The sequence below is a fragment of the Cohnella luojiensis genome, from assembly GCF_004564235.1.
In the GTDB taxonomy this organism is placed as follows: domain Bacteria; phylum Bacillota; class Bacilli; order Paenibacillales; family Paenibacillaceae; genus Cohnella; species Cohnella luojiensis.
In genome coordinates this window covers 1-1,207 of the sequence record NZ_SOMN01000102.1, presented here as the reverse complement: position 1 = coordinate 1,207, position 1,207 = coordinate 1, and the positions used below count along the sequence as shown (strand labels likewise).

Below are 1,207 nucleotides of genomic sequence, written 5' to 3'. Positions count from 1 at the left end.
GGCAGTCGATACGCGAAGCCATAGAAGAAGGAACCTATGAGCCGAGCCCCGTGCGACGGGTCGAAATCCCGAAACCGTATGGCGGAGGCGTCCGGAAGTTAGGCATACCTACCGTGACAGATCGAATGATTCAGCAAGCAATCGCCCAAGTGCTAAACCCAGTGTTTGATCCACAGTTTTCCGAGCATAGTCATGGTTTCCGTCCCGGACGGAGAGGTCATGATGCTGTGAGGAAAGCCAGAGCATTTATAAAAGAGGGATATCGATTCGTCGTCGACTTGGATTTGGAGAAATTCTTTGATCGCGTCAACCATGACAGACTCATGATGAAGATTGCGGAGCGAGTGAAGGACAAGAAAGTCCTACTACTCATCCGTAAATACTTACAGTCGGGCGTAATGGAGAACGGGTTAGTCAAGCCGACATCGGAGGGAGCGCCACAAGGGGGCCCACTGAGTCCGTTATTATCTAACATCGTACTGGACGAACTAGACAAGGAACTCGAGAAACGTGGACACAGGTTCGTTCGCTATGCGGACGACTGTAACATCTACGTGAAAACGAAAAGAGCAGGCGAACGAGTCAAGGCATCCGTCACTGCGTTCATCGAGGCGAAACTGAAACTAAAGGTAAACCAAGCCAAAAGCGCGGTAGACCGCCCATGGAAGCGAAAGTTTCTGGGGTTTAGTTTCAGCGTAAACAAAGATCCGAAGGTGAGGATTGCCAAGCAATCCTTACAGAAAGCGGAAGCTAAGATTCGAGCGATTACATCTCGAAAGAAATCGATGAAGATGGAAGAGCGAATTAAGGAACTGAACCAATACCTAATAGGATGGTGCGGCTACTTCTCGCTTGCGGACACGCCAAGTATCTTTCAGGAACTGGATGCATGGATTCGAAGAAGGTTGCGAATGTGCCTTTGGAAACAATGGAAGAACCCGAGTACCAAAGTGAAAAGGCTTATATCCTTAGGTATACCCAAGGATAAAGCCTATGAGTGGGGAAATACCCGCAAAGGGTATTGGCGAATTGCAAGAAGTCCGATTTTGAGTCGAACACTTAACAATCTCTATTGGGAATCAAATGGATTGAAAGGCTTAACGGATAGATACAACGACTTACGGAATATTTCATGAACCGCCGTATACCGAACGGTACGTACGGTGGTGTGAGAGGTCAGGGGTTAATCACCCCCTCCTACTCGATT

General features: G+C 48.2%; 1 protein-coding gene. It reads left to right on the top strand.

What is annotated here, in order from left to right:
- Nucleotides 1–1,136: group II intron reverse transcriptase/maturase (ltrA, locus tag E2980_RS23905; RefSeq protein WP_135154714.1), on the top strand; the 1,136-nt coding region annotated here is incomplete at its 5' end.
- Between the last annotated feature and the right edge of the window lie 71 nt (nucleotides 1,137–1,207).